This window comes from Streptomyces sp. NPDC014676 (genome assembly GCF_043084105.1).
Taxonomy (GTDB): domain Bacteria; phylum Actinomycetota; class Actinomycetes; order Streptomycetales; family Streptomycetaceae; genus Streptomyces.
Map to the genome: position 1 here is coordinate 21,270 of NZ_JBIBZI010000015.1, position 24,282 is coordinate 45,551.

Genomic DNA, 24,282 nt, shown 5'->3' on the forward strand with positions numbered 1-24,282 from the left:
CACCATGGCGAGCGATGCGCCGACCGCCCAGGTATCCGACCTCGACTGGCTGATGAGCGGCCTCGTGCAACGCGTACCGCACACCAACAGCGCCGTACTGCTGTCCTGCGACGGACTGGTGAAGTCCGTGCACGGACTCGACCCGGACGCCGCCGACCACATGGCCGCCCTGGCCTCCGGCCTGTACTCCCTCGGCCGCAGCGCCGGCATCCGCTTCGGCGACGGCGGCGACGTCCGGCAGGTCGTCGTCGAGCTCGACTCGACCCTGCTGTTCGTCACCACCGCCGGTTCCGGCACCTGCCTCGCGGTCATGGCCGGCCGCGAGGCCGACGCGGCGGTGCTCGGCTACGAGATGGCGATGCTGGTCAAGTCCGTACGGCCGTACCTGATGACCGCTCCCCGCCAGCAGGGCGTCGAACCGTCGGCGATGAGGCCTTGAGCGTGACGGCAGCCGGTGACGGGCCCTGGCTCGACGACGCGGCCGGACGGCTGGTGCGCCCCTTCACGGTCAGCAACGGCCGTACCCGTCCCACCGTCGCCCTCGACCTCATGTCGCAGGTCAGAGCCACCGGCGCCACCCCCTTCGGCTACCTCGGCCCCGAGCACGCGCAGGCCCTCGACCTGTGCCGCGCTCCCGTCCCGGTCGCCGAGGTCGCCGCCCACCTCAGACTGCCGGTGGCCGTCACCAAGGTGCTGCTGGCGGACCTCGTCGACTGCGGGGCGCTCACCGACAAGCCCCCCGCGTTCCACCACAACCCGACGGACCGGGCCCTTCTGGAGGCAGTGCTCGATGGACTACGACGACAGCTCTGACCACGTCGACGGCGCGGACCACGACGACCCGTTCCCCACCGCACTCAAGATCCTGGTGGCGGGCGGGTTCGGCGTGGGCAAGACGACCTTCGTCGGCGCGGTCAGTGAGATCGCGCCACTCAGCACGGAGGAACTCCTCACCACGGTCAGCGCCGCCACCGACAGCCTCGACGGCATCGAGAACAAGGTCGAGACGACCGTGGCCATGGACTTCGGCCGCATCACCCTCGACGCGGAACACGTGCTGTACCTGTTCGGCACCCCCGGTCAGGAACGGTTCTGGTTCATGTGGGACGAACTCTGCGAGGGCGCGCTCGGCGCGGTCATCCTCGCCGACACCCGGCGCCTGACGGAGTGCTTCGCGGCGGTCGACTTCTTCGAACAGCGCGGTCTCGCCTTCGTCATCGCCGTCAACGAGTTCGACGGCGCCTTCCGCTACGACCCCGGGGAGGTGCGCGCCGCCCTCGACCTCCCCGCGGAGGTCCCCGTCGTCCGCTGCGACGCCCGGATCTCCAGCTCCGGCGTCCAGACCCTGCTGACCCTGGTCCGCCACCTCATCGCCCACACCCCGGCCGCCACGACGGGGTATGGCGCCCACATGTGATCCCCGCACACCCTCGGAGCCCATATATGTCCTTCCCCCATAGCCCGGGAGCCCGCCGATGAGCTACGACCCGCCCCGCCCGGCAGGTCGTCTGCTGCTCACCCCCGAGGACGGCCAAGCGCCGGAGCGCGCCCGCAGACTGCGCCGGCTGGGACTGGGGGACCGCCCCGAGCCCGCGCTCGACGCCTTCGCCTACGCCCTCGCCGAGCTCACCGGCGCGCCGTACGCCATGGTCAACCTGCCCGGTGAGGACGGGCAGTTCTTCGCGGGCCTGCACACCCCGCCCGTCGCGCCCGTCGTGCGGAGCGACGGCACCGGCGCCCTGCTGGGCCGGGTGCTGCCCCGCGACCACGGCTTCTGCCCCCATGTGGTGGCCCGCCGCAGGGCACTGGTCCTGGAGGACGTGAGCGACTACCCGCGGTTCGCGGGCAACCCGGTGGTGGACGAGTTCGGCATCCGCTCCTACCTGGGCGCGCCGCTCATCGACAGCACCGGCATGGTGCTCGGCACCGTGTCGGTCACCGACATCCAGCCCCGTGCCTGGGGACAGCCGGGACTCGCCGCCATCAAGACACAGGCCGCGGATCTCGTCGTACGGCTGGAGCGCCGGGAGGACGACGGGCTGCCGCTGTGACTCCGCCCGGCACGGGGCCGGACGGGTGACGGTGTGAAGGAAAGCTGTGGCCGCGCTTAAGAAAACCTCGATGGACCGGTGAGGGTGTCGTACGGCAGATTGCAGTGCGATTCCACTCCTCTTCCCGGGCCGGGACCGCTTCGGCGTGCCCGCGGGCCGGGACTCACCCTCAGGAGCCGTAGCGTTGAAGGCGCTGGTCAAGCAGAAGGCGGAGCCCGGGCTGTGGCTCGCGGACGTCCCGGAGCCCGCCGTCGGACCCGGCGACGTGCTGATCAAGGTGCTGCGCACCGGTATCTGCGGCACCGACCTGCACATCCGGTCCTGGGACGGCTGGGCCCGGCAGACGATCAGCACCCCGCTGGTCCTCGGGCACGAGTTCGTCGGCGAGGTCGTGGAGACCGGCGGGGACGTCACCGACATCAAGACCGGCGACCGGGTCAGCGGCGAGGGCCACCTGGTGTGCGGCAAGTGCCGCAACTGCCTGGCCGGACGCCGCCACCTGTGCCGGGCCACGGTCGGCCTCGGCGTCGGACGCGACGGCGCCTTCGCCGAGTACGTCGTGCTCCCCGCCACCAACGTGTGGGTGCACCGGGTCCCCGTCGACCTCGACGTCGCCGCGATCTTCGACCCGTTCGGCAACGCCGTGCACACCGCGCTGTCCTTCCCGCTCGTCGGCGAGGACGTCCTGATCACCGGCGCGGGACCGATCGGCCTGATGGCCGCCGCCGTCGCCCGGCACGCGGGCGCCCGCAACGTCGTGATCACCGACGTCAGCGAGGAGCGCCTGGAACTCGCCCGCAAGATCGGCGCGACCCTGGCGCTCAACGTCGCCGAGTCCACCATCGCCGACGGGCAGCACACCCTCGGCCTGCGCGAGGGCTTCGACATCGGCCTGGAGATGTCCGGCCGCCCCGAGGCCATGCGCGACATGATCGCCAACATGACGCACGGCGGCCGGATCGCGATGCTCGGCCTGCCGGCCGAGGAGTTCCCCGTCGACTGGTCCCGCGTCGTCACCTCGATGATCACCATCAAGGGCATCTACGGCCGTGAGATGTTCGAGACCTGGTACGCCATGTCGGTGCTGCTGGAGGGCGGCCTGGACCTCGCCCCCGTGATCACCGGCCGCTACTCCTACCGCGACTTCGAGGCCGCCTTCGAGGACGCGGCCGGCGGCAAGGGCGGCAAGGTCATCCTCGACTGGACCGATTGATCATGGTTCGGTCCGCCGCCGGGACGCGGAAGCCCGTGCCGGGGCGGCGACCGTGCCCGCCCCTTCGGGCCTCCGCGCGCTCACTGCCCCGGCACGGACGCGCCCCTTCGGCCCACCCGCCCTCAACGCACTCCAGGAGCCTCGATGTTCGAGTCCGTCCGTGACGACCTGCGCACCACCCTCGACGAGATCCGCGCCGCCGGGCTGCACAAGCCCGAGCGCGTCATCGGCACCCCCCAGTCCGCCACCGTGAACGTCACCGCCGGCGGCCGCCCCGGCGAGGTGCTCAACTTCTGCGCCAACAACTACCTCGGCCTCGCCGACCACCCCGAGGTGATCGCCGCCGCCCACGAGGCCCTGGACCGCTGGGGCTACGGCATGGCCTCCGTGCGCTTCATCTGCGGCACCCAGGAGGTGCACAAGGAGCTGGAGGCGCGGCTGTCGGCGTTCCTCGGCCAGGAGGACACGATCCTCTACTCCTCCTGCTTCGACGCCAACGGCGGCGTCTTCGAGACGCTGCTCGGCCCCGAGGACGCGGTGATCTCCGACGCCCTGAACCACGCGTCGATCATCGACGGCATCCGCCTGTCCAAGGCCCGCCGCCTCCGCTACGCCAACCGCGACATGGCCGACCTGGAGCGGCAGCTCAAGGAGGCCGCGGAGGGCGGCGCCCGCCGCACGCTGATCGTCACCGACGGCGTCTTCTCCATGGACGGCTACGTGGCCCCGCTGGACGAGATCTGCGACCTCGCCGACCGGCACGGCGCCATGGTCATGGTCGACGACTCGCACGCCGTCGGCTTCGTCGGCCCCGGCGGGCGCGGAACCCCGGAGCTGCACGGGGTGATGGACCGCGTCGACATCATCACCGGCACGCTCGGCAAGGCCCTCGGCGGCGCCTCCGGCGGCTATGTCGCCGCCCGCGCGGAGATCGTCGCCCTGCTGCGCCAGCGCTCCCGTCCGTACCTGTTCTCCAACACCCTCGCCCCGGTGATCGCCGCCGCCTCCCTGAAGGTCCTCGACCTGCTGGAGTCGGCCGACGACCTGCGCGTCCGGCTGGCCGAGAACACCGCCCTGTTCCGCCGCCGGATGACCGAGGAGGGCTTCGACATCCTCCCCGGCGACCACGCCATCGCCCCCGTGATGATCGGCGACGCGGCCCGCGCGGGCCGCATGGCGGAGCTGCTGCTGGAGCGCGGGGTGTACGTGATCGGCTTCTCCTACCCCGTGGTGCCGCAGGGCCGGGCCCGCATCCGCGTCCAGCTCTCCGCCGCGCACTCCACCGAGGACGTCGACCGCGCGGTGGACGCCTTCGTGGCGGCCCGGGCGGAGCTCGACGCCTGAGCGGAACGCACCGAGCGATTTGAGACAATCGCCTTCATGATCGAGGCACGGCGGCTCCACATCCTCCGTGCGGTGGCCGACCACCGCACGGTCACGGCGGCAGCCGCCGCGCTCTATCTGACCCCCTCGGCCGTCTCCCAGCAGCTCGCCGCCCTTGAGCAGGAGACCGGCCACCGTCTCGTCGAGCGCGGCGCCAAGGGCGTACGGCTGACCCCGGCCGGAGAGATCCTCCTCGGCCACACCAACGCCGTCCTCGCCCAGCTCGAGCGGGCCGAGGCCGAACTGGCCGCCTACGGGTCGGGGGAGGCCGGCACGGTCACGGTCGCCGCGTTCGCCACCGGGATCGCCGAGGTCGTCGCGCCCGCCGTGGCCCGTCTCGCCGGGTCGGCGCCCGGCATCCGCATCCGGGTCCAGGACGCCGAGGGCGACGCCAGCCTGCTGATGGTCCTGGACCGGCAGGTCGACGTCGCCGTGGCGGTCGAGTACCGCGGGGCGCCGCCCGCCGACGACCCGCGACTGGCCCATGTACCGCTGTACGCCGAACCCTTCGACGCGGTCGTCCCCGTCACCCACCGCCTGGCCGACCGCGCCGAGGTGCCGCTGGCCGAGCTGGCCAAGGACCCGTGGATCGGCCCGTACCCCGGCAATCCCTGCCACGACGTGGTCGTGCTGGCCTGCGAGAGCGCCGGGTTCCAGCCCCGCCTGGAGCACTCCTCGGACGACTTCCGCGCGGTGGTCGCCCTCGCCTCGGCGGACGTCGGCGTCGCCCTGGTGCCCCGCTCGGCGCTGCGCGGCATGGACCTCACGGGCGTGGTCGTCCGCCCGGTCGACGGGGTGGCCCCGACCCGCCGCGTCTTCGCCGCCGTCCGCCGCGGCGCCGAGGAACACCCGCTGATCCGCCCGGTCCTGGACGCCCTCCGGGCGGCGGCCGGGGAGACGTAGGCCGGCGCGGGGGCCACACCGCCGGCCGGCCGTCGTCCGCCGGAGCCGTCGTCCCGTCCATGATCCCGGCGGTCCGACGGCCTGTCCGCACGGCGCCCACGCCTTCCGCGAACTCCTGCGCCGCCGGCGGGAGGAGTCCATGGACGAGGCGCTCGCCCGACGCCTGACGAACGCACGGGCGCGGCCGGTGGATCAGGCGTCCGGGCCGGTTCCAGCGGCCTCGACGCCCCGGCCGTCGACGCGCACGGCCGCGCGGTGGCGTACGACGCGCTGATCGCCGTACGGCCTGCCGGGGGAGTCGTCCACGGCCCGTGACCGGCGGGTTCTCGTCACCCGCCCGCGCCGGCCGCCCCGGCGGTCACCCGAGCGGCCAGCCGGTGTAGCCCTCGGCGAGGTACGCGCGGCCGGCGTCCGACTCGACGACCGAGCGCAGCTCGCCGATCTGGCGCATGCGGTCGAAGTCGCTCGCCCCGGGCCGCGGGTGCAGCATGTTCGTCATCCACCAGGAGAAGTGCTGCGCCTTCCAGATGCGCTTTCGGGCGGTGTCGGGGAAGGCGTCGAACAGGGACTCGTCCCCGTCGAGCAGCAGCGCGCGCAGCGCCTCGGTGAGGACGACGACATCGGCGACGGCGAGGTTCATGCCCTTGGCGCCGGTGGGCGGCACCGTGTGGGCCGCGTCGCCGACGAGCGCCACCCGGCCCCGGCGCATCTCGTGCGCGACGAAGCTGCGGAAACGGAGCACGTCCCGCTGGAAGATCGGGCCCTCGCTGAGGGTGGTGCCGGGAACGCGCGACCGCAGGATCTCCCACAGCTGCTCCTCGGTGTACGCCCCGGTCTCGGTCGCCGGGTCGCACTGGAAGTACATGCGCTGTACACCGGGGCTGCGCCGGCTGATGAGGGCGAAGCCGTCCGGCGAGTTGCTGTAGATCAGCTCCTCGGCGCTGGGCGGCGCCTCGCACAGGATGCCGAACCAGGCGAACGGGTACTCCCGGAAGTAGCCGCCGTACGTGCCCGTGACGGCCTCGCGGGCCACACCACGGGAACCGTCCGCGCCGATGACGACATCGGCCTCGATCTCGACGGTGTCGCCCCCGGCGTCCTTGGCCACGACGCGCGGCCGGTCCGTCTCCGCGTCCTCCACGCGCTCGGCGGTCACCCCGAAACGGAGGTCCTGGCCGGCGGCGAGGCGCGCGGCGACCAGGTCCTTCAGCACCTCGTGCTGCGGGTAGAGCCACACCGCCCGGCCGACGGTCGCGGCGAAGTCGATCCGGTGGCCCTCGCCGTCGAAGCGCAGCTCTATGCCCTCGTGCTTCTGCCCGACCGTGAGAACCCGGTCCGAGGCCCCCGTCTCGCTGAGGATCTCGACGGTGCCCTGCTCCAGGATGCCGGCCCGGATGGTGGTCTCGATCTCCTCGCGGCTGCGGGAGTCGACGACGACCGACTCGATGCCGTGGCGGCCGAGCAGATGGGACAGCAGCAGACCGGCGGGGCCTGCTCCGATGACGGCGACCTGGGTGCGTACGGGCATGTCGTCTCCTTCGACGGCCGACGGGGTGGCAGGGAGTCTGGCGCCGGTCCGCCCCCGTTGACGACGACCCTTCCCGTTGAACGGGAATCGGATCTCCTCGACGCACGGCCCGGCCGGTGGCTACGGGCGGCGCGCGCCGAGCGCCGCCGAGATGCCCGCGGCGGCGGAGCGCAGCACCTCGGCCACGGGAGCGGTCGGCGTGTCACGGGGGAGTACGACCGACAGCGCGGCGATCACCCGCCCGCGCCCCTCGCGCACCGGCACGGCGACGCCCGTGGAGACGGCCTCGACCGTCCCCGGAGCCACGACGACGCCGTCACGCCGGATGCCGGCCAGGACCCGGCGCAGCAGCGCCGGGTCGGTCAGGGTCTCCGGCGAGACCGCCTCCAGCGGCCCGGCGAGGACCCGCTCGCGCAGTTCCTCCGGGCCGTGGGCGAGCAGGACCAGCCCCGACGACGAGGCGTGCAGGGGCAGCCGCCCGGCGATCCGGGTGATGTTCGCGCCCGCGTGCGGATGGGACAGGCGCTCCACGAAGAGGGTCTCGCCGTTCTCCAGCACCGCGAGCTGGGTGTGCTCCCGGACCCGGGCCTGCACCCGCTCCATGAACGGCAGTGCCGCCTGCCGCAGGCGCAGGGCGTGGGAGCCGCGCAGCGCCAGCTCCCACAGCCGCATGCCCAGCCGCACCCGCTGCTCCTCGTCCCGTTCCAGCAGTCCGCATTCCACGAGATCGGCCACGATCCGGTGCGCCGTGGACGACGGCAGCCTCGCGCGCCGTCCGATCTCCGACGCCGTCTGCACGGTCCGGTCGGTGTCGAACGTCTCGAGGACACGGACGATCCGCTCGGTGACCGTCTCGCCGGACCGTGAGTTCGCCATCGTCCGTCCTTCCGGGCTGGTTCGCGGCATGCCTCCGTGACGAGTATCGGGGCGGTGTTCCCTCACGCGGGGCACCGGCGACGGACTTCACGCCGTCGTGCGCCCCTCGCCCGCCCGCACGTCTTCGTCACCACCGGGCTCCTTCCGGCCGCCGCCGGCCGGGCAGGAGCCGGACGGAGAGAATTTTGCATGACGTGCATCTTTGCATAGCATGCAAGGTATGTCGGAGAAGGGTGCCGCGCAGGGCGGGCTGCGGGAGCGGAAGAAGCGGGCCACACGTGCCGCTCTCGTCGAGGCCGCCGTACGGCTGGCCGCCGAACACGGTGCGGAGAAGGTCACCGTCGAGGCGATCAGCGCGGCGGCCGGGGTGTCCGTACGGACCTTCTTCAACTACTTCGACACCCGCGACGACGCCTTCGTCGTGATCGACGCGGACGCGGGCGCGCGGATGCGGCAGGCCGTGCTCGACGCGCCGGCCGAGCTCTCCCCGCTCCAGGCCCTGCGTGAGGCCCTGGCCGCGGAACTCACCGAGGCGGAGCAGCAGCACGAGTTGTGGCGGCTGCACGCCCAGGTGGTGCACGCCTCGCCGCACCTGCTGGTCCGTACGCTCGGCGCGCACATGGCGGACGAGACCGGACTGGCCGAGGCCATCGCCGCGCGCATCCGCGCCGGCGGGCCGACGGCGTCCGTGTCCCCACCCGCCCGCGCGACCGACGAGGAACGGCGTGGTGCGCTCGACCTCTACCCGCGGCTGCTGGCCGCGGTGGCGGGCGCCGCGGTGCGGACCAGCGTGGAGCACTGGTCCGCCCGGCCGGAGGAAGCCGCCTTCCTCGACGTCTTCCAGGAGGTGTTCGCCCTCCTCGCCGCCGGTCTCCCGGCACCTCCCGCGTAAGTCCTCACCGCCGGCCGTCCGGCTTCCCGCCGCGGCCGCAGCCCCCCGCTGTCCGTCCCGCGCCCACGAGGGTGCCGGCATCCGCCGGTGCCCGCCCCGCGCGTGACCGTTCGACCATCGTCCGAAAGAGATCCCGTGACCTCACCCCCGGCGCCCGCCGACGCGCCTTCCACCTCCATGACCCAACGGCAGATACTCCAGGCCATGTCGGGCCTGATGGCCGGCATGTTCGTCGCCATCCTGGCGGGCACCGTCGTCTCCAACGCGCTGCCGACGATCATCGCCGACCTGGGGGCCAGCCAGTCCTCCTACACCTGGGTCGTCACCGCCGAACTGCTGGCCATGACCGCGACGGTGCCCCTGTGGGGCAAGCTGTCCGACCTGTTCAACAAGAAGCTGCTGCTCCAGTTCTCGCTGCTGATGTTCGTGCTCGGTTCGCTGCTGGCGGGCTTCTCCCACGACACGACGCTGCTGATCTTCAGCCGGGTCGTGCAGGGCATCGGCGCGGGCGGTCTGACCGCGCTCGCGCAGGTCGTCATGGCCGCCGTCATCCCGCCCCGGGAACTGGGCAAGTACTCCGGCATCTTCGGTGCCGTCTTCGCCGTCGGCACCGTGGCCGGACCGCTGATCGGCGGTGTGCTGGTGGACACCGACTGGCTGGGCTGGCGCTGGTGCTTCTTCATCGGCGTGCCGTTCGCCCTGCTGGCCATCTTCCTGTTGCAGCGCACGCTGAAGCTGCCCACCGTCAAGCGCCAGGTGAAGATCGACTGGCTCGGCGCCTTCCTGATCGTCGCCGGTGTCTGCGCGCTGCTCATCTGGGTCTCGCTGGCCGGTAACCAGTTCGACTGGGCGTCGTGGCAGACCGCCGCGCTCGTGATCGGCGGCGTGCTGCTGCTGGCCCTGGCGGTCCTCGTCGAGGCCCGTACCGACGAGCCGGTGATCCCGCTCGACATCTTCAGGAACCGCACGGTCACCCTGACCACGGTGGCCAGCCTCCTGGTCGGTGTCGCCATGTTCGGCGGGACCGTCTTCCTCTCGCAGTACTTCCAGGTGTCCCTGGGCAAGTCGCCGACCGTCGCCGGTCTGATGAGCCTGCCGATGATCCTGGGTCTGCTGGTGTCGTCCACCGTCGCCGGGCAGTTGATCAGCCGGACCGGCAAGTGGAAGGGCTACCTGGTGGCGGGCGCGGTCATCATGACCGTCGGCCTCGCGCTGCTCTCCCTGATCGACGCCGACACGCACTTCGCGCTGCTCAGCCTGTACATGGCCGTTCTCGGTGTCGGCGTCGGCATGCTGATGCAGAACCTGGTGCTCGCCGCGCAGAACGACGTCCCCGCGGCCGAACTGGGCGCCGCGACCTCCGTGCTGTCCTTCTTCCGCAGCATGGGCGGCACCATCGGCACCAGCGTCCTCGGCGCGATCCTCGCCAACCGGGTCGCCGACGAGATGACCAAGGGGCTGGAGAAGGCGGGCGTCGCCGGAGGGGCCGAGGGCGGTTCGGGTGACGGCGGGCACAGCGTCCCCGACATGAGCACGCTGCCCGCCCCGATGCGGGAGATCGTGGAGCACGCCTACGGTGTCGCCACCGCCGAGCTGTTCCTCATCGCCACGCCGTTCGCGCTGCTGGCCCTGGTCGCCGTCGTCTTCCTGAAGGAGAAGCCGCTGAAGACCACCAGCGGCATGGAACGCCTCGCCGAGGAGTCCGCCACCGCGGACACCACGCCGGACAAGGACCGGACGGCCCCGGTCGCCTGAGCCGGCGGAACACACGACGGGGCGGGCCGCCCACCGCACGGTGGGCGGCCCGCCCCGTTTCCCGCGCACCACCCGCCCGTCACCCGGCACACCGCCGGCGAGGGCGCCGCCCGGTACGCCGCCACCCGGCCGGACGCGACGGGCACCGCCGGCACCGTCGACGCGCTCCTGGCCGGGGCGGGCGTCACCGCGGAGGTCCCCGGCCTCCCCGCGGGAGCCGGGGCCGTACGCCGGCTCCCGTTTCCTCTTCCTCGCCACCACACCGCCGGCCCCGTCGGCGTACCGGCCCGCGGACGCGAACCGCCGCACGGCCACGACGCCGGCGGACGGCTCGTCCCGCCGCCGCGGAAGGCCGCCGTCGTCCACGGGAGATGAGCCGGCCGGGTGATCACCCGTGGGGCGGGGGCATCGGCCCACCCGGGTGATCACCGGTGGCGGGGCCCCAACCCCGCTCATAGCTTCGGCTCATGAACAAACGACACATCGCCCTTCTCGCCTGTACCGCCGCCGCCGTGGCCGCGGGACTGGGCGCCGCCCCGTCGGCCCACCATCCGACCGTGCACCGCGTACAGCCCGGCCAGTCGGTCCAGAAGGCCGTGGACGCCGCGAAGCCGGGGGACACCGTCCTCCTCGCGCCCGGCACCTACCGGCAGAGCGTCGACATCAGGAAGCCGGACATCACCCTGCGCGGCCACGGTGCCGGACGCACCGTCCTGGCGCCCGCCGCGAAAGCCGGCGAGAGCGCCTGCGCCAAGGCGGGCAACGGCATCTGTGTGACCGGCACCGACAAGAGCCCCGTCGAGAACGTCACCGTACGGTCCCTGACGCTGCGGGGATACGCCGAGAACGGGCTGTGGGCCACCGGCACCGACGGGCTGGAGGTCAAGTACGTCCTGGCGGAGAAGAACGGCCAGTGGGGCATCGCCGAGGAACGCTCCACGCACAGCGCGCTCAGCCACAACCTCGTCCGGAAGAACGGCGACGCCGGACTGTTCGTCGCCAACACCGTCGACACCGAGGAAGGCGCCCGGGACGCGGGGAGGACCGTGATCAGCCACAACCGGGTGACCGGCAACCGCGTCGGCGTCACCGTGCGCCGACTGCGGAACCTGACCGTCCATCACAACGAGGCCACCGGCAACTGCGCCGCCGTTTTCGTGGTCGGCGACGAGTCGAAGCCGCGCGCCGGTGACCTGAGCGTGACGCACAACTACCTCCACGCCAACAACAAGTACTGCCCCAAGACGCCCCGGCTGCCCTTCCTGCAGGGCTCGGGCATCGTCCTCACCGGCGCCGAGGAGACCCTGGTCGCCTACAACCGGGTCGAGGACAACAAGGGCACCTCCCCGCTCTCCGGCGGCATCGTGCTCTTCAAGAGCCTCGTCGGCGCGCCCAGCGAGCGCAACGAGATCCGCGACAACCTGGTGACCGGCAACAGCCCGGCCGACCTGGCCGACCGGGACACCGCCGAGAACAACACGTTCAGCCGCAACACCTGCACGCTCTCCGAGCCCGCGGGCATGTGCTGACCCGCTCGCCCCACCCCCACCGCACGACAGCAGAAGCGAGGCAACGGATGACCACCGTTGATCCGGCTCCCCCGCCGCCCATGCGGCTGCGGGAGCTCGTTTTCGGGGCGGCGTGCGCCGCCGCCGTACGCGCGGCCGTCCGCCTGGGCGTGGCGGACGCGCTGGACGACACCCCCATGACCGTCGACGACCTGGCGACGGCGGTGAAGACCCAGCCGCACACCCTGCGGCGGCTGCTGCGCGCCCTGACCTGCCAGGGCGTCTTCGCCGAGAACCCCGACGGCACCTTCGAGCACACCGAGATGTCCCGGCTGCTGCGCGAGGACGACCCGCACAGCCTGCGCTACATCGCCCTGTGGTGCACCGAACCGTGGACCTGGAACGTCTGGCCGCGGCTCGACGAGGCGGTGCGCTCCGGACGGGGCGTCTTCGAGGACGTGTACCACCAGGAGTTCTTCACCTACCTCAACGAGTCCGCCCCCGAGTCCGCCCATGTGTTCAACCGGGCCATGACGACCTCCAGCGAGCAGTCGGCGCGCGACGTGGCCCTGCTGCTCGACCTGGACGACGCCTCCTCCGTCGTGGACATCGGGGGCGGCCAGGGACACGTCCTGGCCAGCCTCCTGGAGAAACACCCCCACCTCCACGGCACCCTGCTCGACCTGCCGGGCGTCGTCGAGAACGCCGACCCCCGGCTGCGCCGGGGCGGCTCGCTCGCCGGCCGCGTCGACATCGTGGCCCGGGACTGCCGCGAGGGCGTCCCCGTCCGGGCGGACGTGTACATCATCAAGAACGTCCTGGAGTGGGACGACGACAGCACCCGCCGGGTGCTCGCGGGCGTCCGCGCGGCGGCACGGCCCGGGGCCCGCGTCGTCGTCATCGAGAACCTCGTCGACGACACCCCGTCGATGCGGTTCACCACCGCCATGGACCTGCTGCTGCTCCTCAACGTCGGCGGCGCCAAGCACACCCGGCAGAGCATGGTCGACCGGCTGACCGACGCGGGCCTCGTCATTGACGGCGTCAGCCCGGTCAACGCCTATCTGCACGCCTTCGAGTGCACCGTCCCCGGCTGACCCGGGCCGCCCCGGACAACCCCGAGGCCGCCGGCTCCGCGACTGACGCGGGACCGGCGGCCTCGGGGTTCGCGCTCAGGGGCGGGCGCCGCTCTCCCAGCGGTAGAAGCACCGCGCCATGGCGTCCTTGGGACTGCGCCACGTGGCCGGGTCGTACGGGCTGACGTACGCCTCCAGCCGTTCGCTGATGCCGCGGAACTCGGGGTGTCCGGCGACCTTCGCGATCGCGGGCGCCGGGTCCTGCTCGGACTCGATGAGGTGCAGGTACAGGTCGTCCCCGAACTGGAAGAGGCTGCGCCGGCTGACCCCGATCAGACGGGGGAGTTCCCCCCGGTCGGAGTCGGCGAACACGCCGGCGATGTCCGGCGCCGAACCGGGCTTCATCCGGGCGACGATGAGGGCGTGGTGCATGGGACTGTCCTTCCTCCGGCCGGCGGGCCGGCGCTCAGCGCGAGGACGCGACGGACGCGCTCTCGCTGTCACGGGCGACCTGCTCGATCCGGTCCCGGATCAGGGCCATCTGCGTACGGGAGTTGCGGTTGATGTTGTCCGTCATCCAGTCGTCGTCGACCGGGGCGTCGGGCTTCATCGCGAAGTCCTGGATCCAGCGCATCTGCACACCGCCCGGCAGCTCCGCGTACTCCCACACGATGTCCATGTGGGCGAACGGACCCGTCTCGACCCGGCGGGCACGGACCGTGCGCTTCTCGCGGTCCGGGGTGCGTTCCGACACCCAGCTCCACACCTTGCCGTTCTCGTCCGGGTGCATGGTGAGCCGGAACCTCGTCGTGGCGCCTTCACGGGAGAGGATCTCCACGGACGCGTACTCGCTGAACAGCCGCGGCCAGTTCTCCAGGTCGTTGGTCATCTCCCACACGAGGTCGAAGGGAGCGTCGATGGTGATGCTGTTCTCGGTGTGTCCGGCCACTTTCAGGCTCCAGCCGTGAGGGTGCTGTTGATGAGGTTCAGGAACTCCCGCGGCGTCCGGCAGCGCTCCGAGTCGGGGGGGAGCGACGCGCCGTACCGGTTCTCCAGTTCGCCGACGATGCCGAGCAGGCCGAGTGAGTCGAGGCCGAAGACGTCGAAGGGGGACTCCGCGGAGTCCTTCAGCTCCTCGGGGCCGACGGTGATACCGGCCGCCTGCTTCATCAGCGTGGCCAGCTCGTCGAAGGTCACTTCGGTGGTGATCATGGGTGACTGCTCCTTCCCCGCCCGTTCCTACCGGGCGGAATCGTCACCGCGGCGCACGACCAGCGCCGCGTTGGAGCCCATCAGTCCCCTGCTGAGGACGAGGGCGGTGCGCAGCTCGGCGGGGCGAGCGCGCGACATCACCAGGTCGAGGTCGTGGCAGATGTCGAACACGTTGGGCGTCGGGGGCACCTGGCCGTTTTCCAGGGCGAGCACCGCGGCCACCGTGTCCAGCACGGGCGCCGCGCAGTGGGCGCGGCCGAAGCCCGTCTTGGGCGCCGTGACCGGGACGCGGGTGCCGTGCGCGCCGAGCGCGTCGGCGATCGCCAGCGCCTCGGCGCGGTCCGCCGCGGGGACGCCCATGGCGTCGGCGAACACGACGTCGATCTCCTCCGGCGCGCAGCCCGCCTCGTCGAGGGCGCCGCGGATCGCGCGGGCCAGACCCTCCCGGGACTCCGCCCAGCGGGAGGCCCCGGTGAACGTGGCGGCGTGGCCGGCCACGACGGCCCGTACGGGCACCCCGCGGTCACGGGCACGGAACTCGTCCTCGACGACGAGCAGCGCGCCGCCCTCGGCGGGCACGAAACCGCACGCCTTCTCGGTGAACGGGCGGTAGGCGCGGTCGGGGTCGTCGAGGGTGCTGAGCTCGGGGTAGCCGAGCTGGCACACCATCGAGTACGGGGCCAGCGGCGCCTCCGTGGCCCCCACGACCATGACGTCGGTACCGCGGCCCACGGCCCGGCTCGCGTGCGCGAGGCAGTCCAGACCGCCCGCCTCGTCGCTCGCCACCACCCCGCAGGGCCCCTTGAGGCCGCCGCGGATGGAGATCTGGCCGGTGCTCGCGGCGTAGAACCAGGCGATGGACTGGTAGGGGCCGACGAACTTGGGACCCTTGCCCCACAGTTTCTGCAGCTCGCGCTGGCCGAACTCGCCGCCGCCCGAGCCGGCGGCGGTGACCACGCCGACCGAGAACGGATCGGCGGGTTCGCCGCCGAGTCCGGCGTCGTCGAGGGCGAGGGCGGCGGCGGCCATCGCGAAGTGACTGAACCGGTCGGTCTGCACCAGGAACCGGTCCTCGACGAGGGCAGCCGGGTCGAAGGCCCGGACCTCGCCCGCCACCCGCAGCGGCAGATGGTCACAGCCCTCGCGGCTGATCAGATCCAGCACGCTGAGGCCCTCGCGGACGGACTTCCAGTAGGCGTCGGTCCGCAGTCCGTTGGGCGCGATCACACCGATGCCGGTGACGGCCGCGCGCCCGGGGCGCCGATTGCTCATCGTGTCCTCCCACCCGGCCCGGACAGCAGCACCGCGGACTGGAAGCCGCCGAATCCGCTGCCGACGGAGAGCACGTGGTTCAGCTTCCGCGGGCGGGCGGTGCGCGGTACGTAGTCCAGGTCGCACTCGGGGTCGGGGGTCTCGTAGTTCGCCGTGGGCGGCACCACCTGGTGCTTCAGCGCGAGGACGCAGGCGACCACCTCGATCGCGCCGATCGCGCCCAGCGAGTGCCCCACCATCGACTTGATGGAGCTCATGGGCGTCCTGTGGGCGTGCGCGCCCAGGGACCGCTTCACGGCGGCCGTCTCGTGCCGGTCGTTCTGCCGGGTGCCGGAGCCGTGCGCGTTGACGTAGTCGATCAGCGTGGGGTCGATGCGGGCCTGGTCGAGCGTGGTGCCGATCGCCCGGGCCATCTCCAGCCCCTCACTGGTCAGACCGGTCATGTGGTAGGCGTTGCCGTAGGTGGCGTAGCCGCTGATCTCGCAGAGGATCTCCGCGCCGCGGGCCCGCGCGTGCTCGTACTCCTCCAGGACGAGTACGGCCGCGCCCTCGCCCATCACGAAGCCGTCGCGGTGGGCGTCGAAGGGCCGGGAGGCGTGCTCGGGGTCGTCGTTGTTGGGCGACGTCGCCTTGATGGCGTCGAAGCAGGCCATCGTGATCGGTGAGATCGGCGAGTCCGACGCCCCGGCGATGCAGACGTCGGCCCGGCCCTCGGCGACGGTGTGGAAGGCGTAGCCGACCGCGTCGAGCCCGGAGGTGCAGCCGGTGGAGACGGTCTGCACCGGGCCCCGGGCGTCGAACCGTTCGGCGACGACCGAGGCGAGGGTGCTCGGCGAGAACGCCAGGTGCAGCTTCGGCCCGGCCTGCCGGTGGTCCACGTCCCAGCGCCGTCCGCCCTCGCTGACCAGCACGTAGTCGTGTTCCAGCCGGGTGGTGCCGCCGACCGCGCTGCCCAGCGAGACCGCGGTGCGCCACGGATCCATGGCCCCGGTGTCGAGTCCGGACTCGCGCACGGCCTCGGCGGCGGCGACCACGGCGAACTGGATGTACCGGTCCGCGTGTTGGCACAGATCCGCGTCCAGGCCGTGCTCGAACGGGTCGAAGTCGCACTCGGCGGCTATGCGTGAGCGCAGGCCCGCCGGATCGAACAGGGAGATGCCGCGGGTCGCGGTGCGGCCGGCTGCCAGAAGATCCCAGAACGCCGTCGCTCCGATGCCGCCGGGAGCGACCACACCTATACCGGTGACGGCCACCCGGCGGGTCATTTTATGGCCTCGCTCGGCTCGGCCGTCCGGCCGTCTCCAGGACCACCGACCGTCAACTGCGGCCCGGCGGGGGCGCTTTCGGTCTCCTCGGTGTCGACGTGACCGAGACTCGGGTGCGGGGCGAGCGGGCCCAGGTGGAACACCATGCGGGCCTCCTGGTCGCCGACGTTGCGGAAGCGGTGCCGCATGTCGATGGGGATCATCAGTCCCTGCTCGGCGCGGAGCGCGAACGGCTCGCCGTCCAGGTCCACTTCGAGCGCGCCGCTGACCACGTACACGAACTCCTCGGAGTACGGGTGGTAGTGCTCGCCGATGCGCTCGCCGGGCTTGATGATCGCCAGGCCCATGAAGCCGCTGGTGGAGCCCACGGTGGCCGGGGTGAGCAGGGTTCTGAGGTCACCTCCGCGCCGCCGGTTGGGTTCCGTCTCGCTCAGGTCCACGATGCGTGGATGCTGCTTGGACATGGTTGTTACCTCCGGGTGTGCCGGTGACGTCCGGGCGTCCGCGGCCGCGGACGTCACCGCGGTGGACCGTCAGGAATCCGCGGAGCTGCGGTCGGTGACGGGCATCATGTCGGCGTGCGCCAGGAGCCGGTGCAGGGTGCGCTCCGAGTCCAGGGAGCCCTCGACGCCGATCGCGGCGCCGTCCAGGAGACGCTCCAGCTCGGCCGCCTTGCCCGGGCCCTTGACGCCGAGGGCGGCGGCGGGGTCGAGATCGAGCTCGCCGGTGACGTCGATCATGCGGACCACGACGTCGTCGCGCTGGAAGACGGTGCTCGCGTACACCGGGCTCTCCGGGTCGCTTGCCGCGGCCTCGTCCTGGTGGGCGAGGAACCGGGCCAGCTCCAGGCCGTGGTCCGCCACGGCCGGGTAGTACAGCATGTGCCGTCGCAGGCCGCCGGGTTCCGGACGGCCGGCCGTCACGTGCTGCATGGCCGGGAGCGCCGCCCGGGTGAAGAACACCCGCGCGGAGTCGGAATCGGAAAGATCCCGGTCCTGCTCCAGATAGGGGTTGATGGCTTCTTCCACCGCCTGGACCTCGGGCTGGCTGGCCACGTGGCACAGGGTGGCCAGCAGGTCGCCCTCCACCTCCACCGCCCGCACGACGCGGTTGCCGTGCATGAAGAGGGAGGTGCGGTGCAGCCGCGTGGTGCCGTTGATGCGCGTCTCGGGCGCGTCGTAATTGGCCAGGATGTCCACGACCTTGGACTCGGAGCCCGGCTTCACGGTGAAGGTGAGGGCGTGACGGGTGATCCCGGCGCCCACGCGTGCCGCCTTCTGCAGGCCCGCCCGCGCGACCTCGGTGGTGAGCGGCTGGTCCGGATGGGTCTCGCGCAGGACGCTGTAGCGCATCGACCGGGTGTCCCGGACGCAGCTGTGCATCGGCCGGACGATCTGAATGTGCTCCTCGCTGTTCACCCACGCGAGGAACGGCAGGGCGCTCTCCCATTCGCTGGTGATGAGCCACTGCGAGGGGTTCTCGATCGACTGGCACAGTTGGTCACTGATGTGCCCGGGGACGGAGGCGACCTTGTTGCGCATGTGCTCGTACGCGTCGAGGAACTGTTCCTGGGCTCCCTCGTACAGGTCGAGCAGCAGGATCACCCGCAGCCTCGAGCCGTCGAACGCCGACTGCGATATACGTGCCGACATGGTCATCCGGCGCACCTCTCCTCTTCGTCGGAAGGTCGGGAACGACCGCCGTGCCCGGCGAAGGGCCGGGGTCGCCATGAGTCGATCGTTGACGCGACTTTCCGGTGCGCGCGAGCGACACGGGGCAGGTGGGTGAACCGCGTGCCATCCGGGTGCCGCCGGGACGCGAACGGGCCCGTACCGGGCATGAAAGGTGCGTCCCATCCCACAGCCCGTCGAGGGCGACGCTGGAGGCGTTTCAATGAATCGATCGGATACGGCCGGCCGGGCGGATCACCGCACGCCGGTCCTCATCGTCGGCGGTTCCCTGGTGGGCCTGTCGATGTCCCTGTTCCTGGGGCGCCTCGGCGTGCCGCACACGCTCGTCGAACGCCACGCGGGCACGTCGATCCACCCACGCGGGCGGGGGAACAACGTACGCACCATGGAGCTGTTCCGGACGGCCGGGCTCGAGCGGAGCATCGGCCGGGCCGCGTCGGTCCTGGCGGAGAACCACGGCATCTGGCAGACCCCGAGCTTGGCGGGCGACGAGGGCGAGTGGCTGCTCCAGGAGATCGACCCCGGTGGCGGGCTCGCCCGCTTCAGCCCCAGCGGGTGGTGCCTGTGCAGCCAGAACGACCTGGAGCCGGTGCTCCTCGAAGGGGCCCGCGAACTCGGCGGGGACCTGCGCTTCGGGACGGAGATGCTCTCCTTCGACCAGGACGCCGAGGGTGTGACGGTGCTGGTCAAGAGCCGGGAGACCGGCGAGCACACCAGGATCCGGGCGGACTACCTCGTCGCCGCCGACGGCCCGCGCAGCCCCGTCCGCGAGGCGCTGGGCATCGGGCAGAACGGCCCGGGCGACCTGTTCCACAACGTGAGCCTCACGTTCACCTCCCGCGGTCTCGCCGACGTCGTCGGGGACCGGCGGTTCATCGTCTGCTACCTGACCAACCCGGAGGCCGACGGGGCCCTGCTGCCGGTCGACAACCGGGAGCACTGGGTGTTCCACGCCCCCTGGCACCCCGAACACGGCGAGACGCTCGAGGAGTTCACCGACGAGCGGTGCGTCGCCCACATCCGCAAGGCCGTCGGCGTGCCGGACCTCGACGTGGAGATCACCGGCCGGGCCGCCTGGCACGCCGCCGAGCGGGTCGCCGAACGGTACGCGGACGGCCGGGTGTTCCTGGCCGGCGACTCGGCCCATGAGATGTCGCCCACCGGGGCGTTCGGCTCCAACACCGGCATCCAGGACGCCCACAACCTCGCCTGGAAGCTGGCCGCCGTGCTCGGCGGCTGGGCCGCGCCCGGCCTGCTGGAGTCCTACGACGCCGAACGCCGGCCCGTCGCGGAGGCGACCAGCGCCCGTGCCTCCTCCCGTTCGAGCGAGCACAGCCACCCCGGCTACACCCCCGCCCCCGGCGCGCCCGCCCTCGGAGCCCCCGCCCTCGGAGCCCCCGGCCCCGGCGGCCCCGGAGCCGGTGGTCCCGGCGGACCTGGTGGTCCCGGAGCCGGTCGTCCCGGTGGTCCCGGAGCCGGTGGTCCCGGTGGTCCCGGAGCCGGTGGTCCCGGTGGTCCCGGAGCCGGTGGTCCCGGTGGCCCCGGCGGTCCCGGGATGAAGCCGGGCGGCATCCTCAACGTGGCGCTCTGCTACCGCTACCCGCGCGGCGCGGTCCTGGGCGTCGACCCGGCGACACCGGTCATCCCCGACGGGGTGATGCTGACCGGCGAGCCCGGCAGCCGCGCCCCGCACGTGTGGCTGGACCGTTCCGGCACCCGGATCTCCACGCTCGACCTGTACGAGCGGTCGTGCGTGCTGCTGAGTTCCGCGAACGGCGCCTGCGACTGGCACACCGCGGCGGCGAAGGCCGCGAAGGACCTGTCCGTACCGCTCGACGCGTACCGGGTGGGCGAAGGACCCGACGCGGAACTGATCCCCGAGGACGGTGCCGACTGGGCCCGGGCGCACGGGATCACCGAGGACGGCGCGGTACTGGTCCGCCCCGACGGCTTCGTCGCCTGGCGCTCCGAAGGAGCCGTACCGGACCCGGCGGCGGTGCTGCGGGAGGCCGTCACCACCGTCCTCGCACGGAACTGACGCGGGAGCGGCGGCCGGTGGACGTCACCCTCCGCCGACGCCGCCCTGCCGTCCCCGTTCCGCCTTGGCCTGGTGCTGCTCGAACCGCTGGAGCGCGGGTCCGTCGGTGTTCCACGGCCAGGGCGTGACCACGCCCTGCAGCGTCTGGAACACATGGTGCGCGTCGACGGCCCGGCCGGCCGCGCACAGTGCGTACGCCAGCACGTTCAGATCGGCCTGCGCCGCCGCGTGCTGGAAGAAACCCGGCTTCGCCCACAGCGCGGCCGCCTGGTCCAGCGCGGCCGTGATCTGTCCGCCCTCCCACAGCTGGCCGGCCGTCATGGCCCGCACCCCGCCCTGCGCCAGCAGCCCCTGGTACTGCCGCACGGCGGCGGTCAACTCGACCGCCGCACAGGCCGCGTTGGCCGGGATACGGGTGCGCACCACGTCGACGAAGTCGAGGACGGCCGCGCTGGACCCGCCTTCCTCCGGCGACAGGTACGCGAGCATCTGCAGATACGCCTCACGGTGCCAGCGGTCGCGCCCGGTGGCCTCCCGCCAGACGGCGTTGACGTCGTTCTGGCCGTAGCGCTCGATCCGGGACACCCCGAGCAGGACCACCCACGGCAGCGGATCCTCCGGTCTTCGCTCGGCGGCCTGGTGGCACTGGGAGACCAACTGCCCGGCGTCCTCCAGGTGTCCGTCCCGCAGACCGCGTACCAGCCCGGTCCAGGAGTGGAACACCAGGGCGTCCGCGCCCTGCGGCTCCCGGCCCAGCCACGCCGCCGCGATCTCCGCGTCGGCCGTCGCCTCGGCCAGGACGGACATCCGGTGACCGCGACGGTCCCAGTCGTCCCCCGTCTCCTCCAGCAAGGAGGACACGAGGGTCACGTCCGAGGCCTTGCCGCCCCCGTTCCGCTTGCTCAACCGCCCCAGTACGCGCGCCAGCTCGGTGTCGTCGAGGGCGGGCACGATACGGGGGCGTTTACCGGTGCGACTGCTGAAGAGGGCCATGCCGGAAGACTAGGAACTCCACGTGCCCAGGCAACCCGAACGGGGTGATCGTTACCGATCTGCCCCTTACCGCCGGTGCAGCGGGCAGACCGGGGCGGGGCCGGGCATCTCGCCCGCCCCGTCCCGTCGTCGCGTCCGTTCCGCTTGCCGGCTCTCCGGTCAGACCGCCGGGGCCGGGTAGGTCGGGTACTCCACCCCGGAAACGTACTGGACGACCCGGACGACCTGGCAGGAGTAGCCGAACTCGTTGTCGTACCAGAGGTAGAGGATCGCGTTGTCACCCTCGACCTTCAGCGCGCCGGCGTCGACGATCGAGGCGTGGCGCGAGCCGATGAAGTCGCTGGAGACCGCGTCGGGCGCGCTGATGAAGTCGATCTGGCGCTTGAGCGGCGAGGTCAGCGACACGTTGCGCAGGTGCTCCAGGACCTCCTGGCGGTCGGTCGCGCGGCCGAGCTGGAGGTTGAGGATCGCGATCGAGACGTCCGGCACGGGCACCCGGATCGAGCTGCCGGTGATGGTCGCCTCGAGGTCGGGCAGCGCCTTGGCGACGGCCGAGGCGGCACCCGTCTCGGTGATCACCATGTTCAGCGGCGCCGAACGGCCGCGGCGCTCCGACTTGTGGTAATTGTCCAGCAGGTTCTGGTCGTTGGTGAACGAGTGCACCGTCTCCACGTGCCCGCGCAGCACGCCGTACTCGTCCGCCATCGCCTTCAGCGGCGGCACGATCGCGTTGGTGGTGCAGGACGCGCAGGACAGGATCCGCTCGTCCGGCTTGAGGGTGTCGTGGTTGACGCCGTGCACGATGTTGGGCACGTCGCCCTTGCCGGGCGCGGTGAGCACCACCTTGTCGATGCCGGGACGCAGGTGCAGCGAAAGCCCCTCGCGGTCGCGCCACTTGCCGGTGTTGTCGATGAGGATGGCGTTCTTGATGCCGTACGCCGTGTAGTCGATCTCCGTCGGGTCGCCCGCGTAGATCACCTTGACGGTGTTGCCGTTGGCGGTGATCGTGCCGTTCGCCTCGTCGACGGTGATGGTGCCCTGGAACTGGCCGTGCACGGAGTCGCGGCGCAGCAGCGAGGCCCGCTTGACGATGTCCTGTTCGCCGCCCCGGCGGACCACGATCGCGCGCAGGCGCAGCCCGTTGCCGGATCCCGACTTCTCGATGAGCAGCCGGGCCAGGAGGCGGCCGATGCGGCCGAAGCCGTAGAGGACGACGTCGCGCGGCTCGCGGCGGTCGATCTTGTCGGCGCCGGTCGCTCCGGCGACGGCCTCCGCGGTGAACTCGGCCACCGACAGGCCCCGGTCGTCGGCGCGGTGGGCCTCGGCGAGCAGGCCGATGTCGATCTGCGAGGGGCCGAGGTCGAGCGTGGTGAGCGCCTGGAGGAAGGGCAGCGTCTCGGTGACCGAGAGCTCCTCGCCGGCGATCTGCCGGGCGAAGCGGTGGGTCTTGAGGATGCTGACCACCGACTTGTTCACCAAGGAGCGGCTGTGCAGCAGGACGGTGACGTCCCGCTCGCGGTGCAGCTTCCCGATGATCGGGATCATCGACTCCGCGATCTCCTCGCGGTGCTTCCAGCTGGTGAACGAGTCTTCGTTGACAGTCACAGGATCATCTTTCGAGCTAGAGGGTGCTCATATGATAGCCATGCGGATCATCGGGACCGGAGGGGGTGCCGGAAGGGCGGTGAGCGGACCGGGAATCGCAGGGTTGCGCGACATGCGAACGGGTACGCGTGCAGCACCGTGCCCGGGCCGGCTCTTGTCCCGGGAAGGCCGTACGACCGCCGCTACCAGGGAATCTGCCATGGAGACACCCGCGCACGAGAACAACGCCCCCACGCCCGCGCAGCGGGCCCTGGACGCCCTGTCGGAGAACACCGAGGACACGATGGCGCTGGACGCCCTCGCCAACAGCGACGTGCTGATCCCGGTCCCGGACGACGCGGGCGACGAGGAGGCCGCCGACCCCGGCGCGGTCGCCCTTCCGGTGCTGGAGCAGCCGGGCGGCACCCAGGTGGTGCCCGTGTTCACGTCCGAACTGGAGATGGCCGGACTGCTGCCGTTCGTCTCCCGTTACCGGCTCGTCCCGCTCGGCGCGCTCGCCGCCCAGTGGCCGGCCGAGGATCTGTCCCTCACCATCGACGGCAGCTCCGAGCACCGCCTGACGCTCACCTCGGAGGGGGTGCGTACGCTGCTGGCCCGCCCGTAGGTCCGGCCCGGGTCCTATGCGCCCAGGGTGCGGGCGAGTGCGGCGCGCTGTACCGGCAGCGCCTCGGCGTGCAGCTCACGCCCTTCCGGTGTGAGCCGGACGTACACCCCGCGCCGGTCCTCCAGGCACATGCTGCGCTCCACCAGGCCGTCCTTCTCCAGGCGGGCGATGAGGCGGGACAGCGCGCTCTGGCTGAGGTGGACCCGGCCCACCAGGTTCTGCACCCGGCACTGCTCGCCGTCCGGGGGCGTCGCGGTCGCGAGCAGATCGAGCACCTCGAAGTCGGAGGCGCCCAGACCGTACGGATGCAGCGCGCGGTCGATCTCGCCCAGGGTGCGCGCGTGCACCGCGAGGATGTCACGCCACCGTTCCTCGAGCCGCGCCCCGGCCGTCTCCGCTGCCATACCCGAACGGTAA

General features: G+C 72.1%; 25 protein-coding genes. 13 read left to right on the plus strand and 12 right to left on the minus strand.

Going from position 1 to position 24,282, the window contains the following annotated elements; genetic code table 11:
* Nucleotides 1-4 precede the first annotated feature (4 nt).
* The 7 genes from ACF1DX_RS31535 to ACF1DX_RS31565 all read left to right on the plus strand — a co-directional run bounded on the left by ACF1DX_RS31535 (nt 5) and on the right by ACF1DX_RS31565 (nt 5,550).
* On the plus strand, nt 5-439 hold the full coding sequence (locus ACF1DX_RS31535) for a roadblock/LC7 domain-containing protein (protein ID WP_391794555.1): 435 nt from the start codon (nt 5-7) through the stop codon (nt 437-439).
* Nucleotides 440-441: 2 nt separating this feature from the next.
* Nucleotides 442-813: a DUF742 domain-containing protein gene (locus tag ACF1DX_RS31540; RefSeq protein ID WP_030862933.1), complete on the plus strand. Its 372-nt coding sequence runs from the start codon at nt 442-444 to the stop codon at nt 811-813.
* A complete protein-coding gene (locus ACF1DX_RS31545) occupies nt 791-1,417 on the plus strand; it encodes an ATP/GTP-binding protein (RefSeq protein ID WP_391794556.1) in 627 nt (208 codons plus the stop codon). The genes ACF1DX_RS31540 and ACF1DX_RS31545 overlap by 23 nt, the downstream gene beginning before the upstream one ends.
* Nucleotides 1,418-1,475: 58 nt before the next feature.
* Nucleotides 1,476-2,051, plus strand: a complete 576-nt coding sequence (locus ACF1DX_RS31550; protein ID WP_391794557.1) for a GAF domain-containing protein — start codon at nt 1,476-1,478, stop codon at nt 2,049-2,051.
* A gap of 184 nt (nt 2,052-2,235) precedes the next feature.
* Entirely contained in the window at nt 2,236-3,264 is a 1,029-nt protein-coding gene (tdh, locus tag ACF1DX_RS31555) for an L-threonine 3-dehydrogenase (protein WP_391794558.1), read from the plus strand.
* Between the two features lie 144 nt (nt 3,265-3,408).
* Nucleotides 3,409-4,608, plus strand: coding sequence for a glycine C-acetyltransferase (locus ACF1DX_RS31560; RefSeq protein ID WP_391794559.1), 1,200 nt, complete (start codon nt 3,409-3,411; stop codon nt 4,606-4,608).
* Between the two features lie 36 nt (nt 4,609-4,644).
* A complete protein-coding gene (locus ACF1DX_RS31565) occupies nt 4,645-5,550 on the plus strand; it encodes a LysR family transcriptional regulator (protein WP_391794560.1) in 906 nt (301 codons plus the stop codon).
* A gap of 358 nt (nt 5,551-5,908) precedes the next feature.
* On the opposite strand, the gene ACF1DX_RS31570 is transcribed toward ACF1DX_RS31565, so the two are convergent.
* Together ACF1DX_RS31570 and ACF1DX_RS31575 are read right to left on the minus strand one after the other, a co-directional pair.
* Nucleotides 5,909-7,078: a 4-hydroxybenzoate 3-monooxygenase gene (locus ACF1DX_RS31570; RefSeq protein WP_391794561.1), complete on the minus strand. Its 1,170-nt coding sequence runs from the start codon at nt 7,076-7,078 to the stop codon at nt 5,909-5,911.
* Between the two features lie 120 nt (nt 7,079-7,198).
* Complete coding sequence (locus ACF1DX_RS31575) at nt 7,199-7,954, minus strand: IclR family transcriptional regulator (protein WP_391794562.1); 756 nt, start codon at nt 7,952-7,954, stop codon at nt 7,199-7,201.
* Nucleotides 7,955-8,165: 211 nt separating this feature from the next.
* On the opposite strand from ACF1DX_RS31575, the gene ACF1DX_RS31580 reads away from it, so the two are divergent.
* The 4 genes from ACF1DX_RS31580 to ACF1DX_RS31595 all read left to right on the plus strand — a co-directional run bounded on the left by ACF1DX_RS31580 (nt 8,166) and on the right by ACF1DX_RS31595 (nt 13,206).
* Complete coding sequence (locus tag ACF1DX_RS31580) at nt 8,166-8,846, plus strand: TetR/AcrR family transcriptional regulator (protein WP_391794563.1); 681 nt, start codon at nt 8,166-8,168, stop codon at nt 8,844-8,846.
* 135 nt (nt 8,847-8,981) lie between these two features.
* Nucleotides 8,982-10,601: an MDR family MFS transporter gene (locus tag ACF1DX_RS31585; protein WP_391794564.1), complete on the plus strand. Its 1,620-nt coding sequence runs from the start codon at nt 8,982-8,984 to the stop codon at nt 10,599-10,601.
* 467 nt (nt 10,602-11,068) lie between these two features.
* Nucleotides 11,069-12,130, plus strand: a complete 1,062-nt coding sequence (locus tag ACF1DX_RS31590; RefSeq protein WP_391794565.1) for a nitrous oxide reductase family maturation protein NosD — start codon at nt 11,069-11,071, stop codon at nt 12,128-12,130.
* 47 nt (nt 12,131-12,177) lie between these two features.
* Nucleotides 12,178-13,206 (plus strand): methyltransferase, encoded by a 1,029-nt coding sequence (locus ACF1DX_RS31595; protein WP_391794566.1) that lies wholly within the window; start codon nt 12,178-12,180, stop codon nt 13,204-13,206.
* Nucleotides 13,207-13,281: 75 nt separating this feature from the next.
* Here the strand turns inward: ACF1DX_RS31595 and ACF1DX_RS31600 are convergent, their stop codons facing one another.
* The 7 genes from ACF1DX_RS31600 to ACF1DX_RS31630 all read right to left on the minus strand — a co-directional run bounded on the left by ACF1DX_RS31600 (nt 13,282) and on the right by ACF1DX_RS31630 (nt 18,592).
* Nucleotides 13,282-13,617 (minus strand): TcmI family type II polyketide cyclase, encoded by a 336-nt coding sequence (locus tag ACF1DX_RS31600; protein ID WP_391794567.1) that lies wholly within the window; start codon nt 13,615-13,617, stop codon nt 13,282-13,284.
* Between the two features lie 34 nt (nt 13,618-13,651).
* Nucleotides 13,652-14,134: an SRPBCC family protein gene (locus ACF1DX_RS31605; RefSeq protein WP_391794568.1), complete on the minus strand. Its 483-nt coding sequence runs from the start codon at nt 14,132-14,134 to the stop codon at nt 13,652-13,654.
* 2 nt (nt 14,135-14,136) lie between these two features.
* Nucleotides 14,137-14,397 carry an acyl carrier protein gene (locus tag ACF1DX_RS31610; RefSeq protein ID WP_391794569.1) on the minus strand — a complete coding sequence of 87 codons (261 nt, stop codon included), beginning with the start codon at nt 14,395-14,397 and terminating at the stop codon, nt 14,137-14,139.
* Between the two features lie 27 nt (nt 14,398-14,424).
* The gene (locus ACF1DX_RS31615; protein ID WP_391794570.1) at nt 14,425-15,669 is read right to left on the minus strand and encodes a ketosynthase chain-length factor; all 1,245 of its coding nucleotides are present in this window, start codon (nt 15,667-15,669) and stop codon (nt 14,425-14,427) included.
* Nucleotides 15,666-16,934 carry a beta-ketoacyl-[acyl-carrier-protein] synthase family protein gene (locus ACF1DX_RS31620; protein ID WP_391794572.1) on the minus strand — a complete coding sequence of 423 codons (1,269 nt, stop codon included), beginning with the start codon at nt 16,932-16,934 and terminating at the stop codon, nt 15,666-15,668. The genes ACF1DX_RS31615 and ACF1DX_RS31620 overlap by 4 nt, the downstream gene beginning before the upstream one ends.
* Nucleotides 16,931-17,398 carry a cupin domain-containing protein gene (locus ACF1DX_RS31625; RefSeq protein ID WP_391794573.1) on the minus strand — a complete coding sequence of 156 codons (468 nt, stop codon included), beginning with the start codon at nt 17,396-17,398 and terminating at the stop codon, nt 16,931-16,933. Before ACF1DX_RS31625 ends, ACF1DX_RS31620 begins: the two co-directional genes overlap by 4 nt.
* 69 nt (nt 17,399-17,467) lie before the next feature.
* Nucleotides 17,468-18,592 (minus strand): SchA/CurD-like domain-containing protein, encoded by a 1,125-nt coding sequence (locus tag ACF1DX_RS31630; protein WP_391794574.1) that lies wholly within the window; start codon nt 18,590-18,592, stop codon nt 17,468-17,470.
* 235 nt (nt 18,593-18,827) lie between these two features.
* Here ACF1DX_RS31630 and ACF1DX_RS31635 point away from each other — a divergent pair, with 235 nt between their 5' ends.
* On the plus strand, nt 18,828-20,663 hold the full coding sequence (locus tag ACF1DX_RS31635) for an FAD-dependent oxidoreductase (protein ID WP_391794575.1): 1,836 nt from the start codon (nt 18,828-18,830) through the stop codon (nt 20,661-20,663).
* Nucleotides 20,664-20,687: 24 nt separating this feature from the next.
* Here the strand turns inward: ACF1DX_RS31635 and ACF1DX_RS31640 are convergent, their stop codons facing one another.
* Nucleotides 20,688-21,656, minus strand: a complete 969-nt coding sequence (locus tag ACF1DX_RS31640) for a hypothetical protein (protein ID WP_391794576.1) — start codon at nt 21,654-21,656, stop codon at nt 20,688-20,690.
* 159 nt (nt 21,657-21,815) lie between these two features.
* On the minus strand, nt 21,816-23,261 hold the full coding sequence (locus tag ACF1DX_RS31645) for a glyceraldehyde-3-phosphate dehydrogenase (RefSeq protein WP_391794577.1): 1,446 nt from the start codon (nt 23,259-23,261) through the stop codon (nt 21,816-21,818).
* 199 nt (nt 23,262-23,460) lie between these two features.
* Here ACF1DX_RS31645 and ACF1DX_RS31650 point away from each other — a divergent pair, with 199 nt between their 5' ends.
* Nucleotides 23,461-23,865: an SseB family protein gene (locus tag ACF1DX_RS31650; protein WP_391794578.1), complete on the plus strand. Its 405-nt coding sequence runs from the start codon at nt 23,461-23,463 to the stop codon at nt 23,863-23,865.
* Nucleotides 23,866-23,879: 14 nt separating this feature from the next.
* Here the strand turns inward: ACF1DX_RS31650 and ACF1DX_RS31655 are convergent, their stop codons facing one another.
* Nucleotides 23,880-24,269 carry a MarR family transcriptional regulator gene (locus tag ACF1DX_RS31655; protein ID WP_391794579.1) on the minus strand — a complete coding sequence of 130 codons (390 nt, stop codon included), beginning with the start codon at nt 24,267-24,269 and terminating at the stop codon, nt 23,880-23,882.
* Nucleotides 24,270-24,282: the final 13 nt, after the last annotated feature.

Coding starts and splice junctions, on each gene's coding strand:
- ACF1DX_RS31595 (WP_391794566.1), top strand. CDS start 12,178: ATGACCACCGTTGATCCGGCTCCCCCGCCGCCCATGCGGCTGCGGGAG.
- ACF1DX_RS31640 (WP_391794576.1), bottom strand. CDS start 21,656: ATGGCCCTCTTCAGCAGTCGCACCGGTAAACGCCCCCGTATCGTGCCC.
- ACF1DX_RS31575 (WP_391794562.1), bottom strand. CDS start 7,954: ATGGCGAACTCACGGTCCGGCGAGACGGTCACCGAGCGGATCGTCCGT.
- ACF1DX_RS31615 (WP_391794570.1), bottom strand. CDS start 15,669: ATGAGCAATCGGCGCCCCGGGCGCGCGGCCGTCACCGGCATCGGTGTG.
- ACF1DX_RS31570 (WP_391794561.1), bottom strand. CDS start 7,078: ATGCCCGTACGCACCCAGGTCGCCGTCATCGGAGCAGGCCCCGCCGGT.
- ACF1DX_RS31635 (WP_391794575.1), top strand. CDS start 18,828: ATGAATCGATCGGATACGGCCGGCCGGGCGGATCACCGCACGCCGGTC.
- ACF1DX_RS31650 (WP_391794578.1), top strand. CDS start 23,461: ATGGAGACACCCGCGCACGAGAACAACGCCCCCACGCCCGCGCAGCGG.
- ACF1DX_RS31560 (WP_391794559.1), top strand. CDS start 3,409: ATGTTCGAGTCCGTCCGTGACGACCTGCGCACCACCCTCGACGAGATC.
- ACF1DX_RS31620 (WP_391794572.1), bottom strand. CDS start 16,934: ATGACCCGCCGGGTGGCCGTCACCGGTATAGGTGTGGTCGCTCCCGGC.
- ACF1DX_RS31655 (WP_391794579.1), bottom strand. CDS start 24,269: ATGGCAGCGGAGACGGCCGGGGCGCGGCTCGAGGAACGGTGGCGTGAC.
- ACF1DX_RS31550 (WP_391794557.1), top strand. CDS start 1,476: ATGAGCTACGACCCGCCCCGCCCGGCAGGTCGTCTGCTGCTCACCCCC.
- ACF1DX_RS31625 (WP_391794573.1), bottom strand. CDS start 17,398: ATGTCCAAGCAGCATCCACGCATCGTGGACCTGAGCGAGACGGAACCC.
- ACF1DX_RS31545 (WP_391794556.1), top strand. CDS start 791: ATGGACTACGACGACAGCTCTGACCACGTCGACGGCGCGGACCACGAC.
- ACF1DX_RS31580 (WP_391794563.1), top strand. CDS start 8,166: ATGCAAGGTATGTCGGAGAAGGGTGCCGCGCAGGGCGGGCTGCGGGAG.
- ACF1DX_RS31600 (WP_391794567.1), bottom strand. CDS start 13,617: ATGCACCACGCCCTCATCGTCGCCCGGATGAAGCCCGGTTCGGCGCCG.
- ACF1DX_RS31590 (WP_391794565.1), top strand. CDS start 11,069: ATGAACAAACGACACATCGCCCTTCTCGCCTGTACCGCCGCCGCCGTG.
- ACF1DX_RS31565 (WP_391794560.1), top strand. CDS start 4,645: ATGATCGAGGCACGGCGGCTCCACATCCTCCGTGCGGTGGCCGACCAC.
- ACF1DX_RS31610 (WP_391794569.1), bottom strand. CDS start 14,397: ATGATCACCACCGAAGTGACCTTCGACGAGCTGGCCACGCTGATGAAG.
- ACF1DX_RS31630 (WP_391794574.1), bottom strand. CDS start 18,592: ATGACCATGTCGGCACGTATATCGCAGTCGGCGTTCGACGGCTCGAGG.
- ACF1DX_RS31535 (WP_391794555.1), top strand. CDS start 5: ATGGCGAGCGATGCGCCGACCGCCCAGGTATCCGACCTCGACTGGCTG.